The sequence below is a fragment of the Nostoc sp. CCY0012 genome (assembly GCF_963920855.1).
In the GTDB taxonomy this organism is placed as follows: domain Bacteria; phylum Cyanobacteriota; class Cyanobacteriia; order Cyanobacteriales; family Nostocaceae; genus Cyanocohniella.
Map to the genome: position 1 here is coordinate 1 of NZ_CAWUDM010000277.1, position 212 is coordinate 212.

Consider the following 212-nt stretch of genomic DNA (forward strand, 5'->3'; position numbering starts at 1 on the left):
CACAGAGTTGGATTTGAGTAATCAAACACCAGTATTTATCCAGCATTACGAATTTGAACCTGGTGCAGTAGAAATCTATGTTGCAATTCCTCAAAGCGTACGCGATTATATTGCCGAATTAGGATATGTGACATCAGGCGATCGCTGGGTGACAATTTCCCGTTCCCCAAGGGCGCGTGTCTTTGGCTTGTCAGTTACAGATACCATAGATG

General features: G+C 43.9%; 1 protein-coding gene. It reads left to right on the forward strand.

Going from position 1 to position 212, the window contains the following annotated elements; all coding sequences use genetic code 11:
• A partial coding sequence (locus ACM0OS_RS29125; RefSeq protein ID WP_414546644.1) for a DUF4912 domain-containing protein occupies positions 1–212 on the forward strand: 212 nt, incomplete at both ends.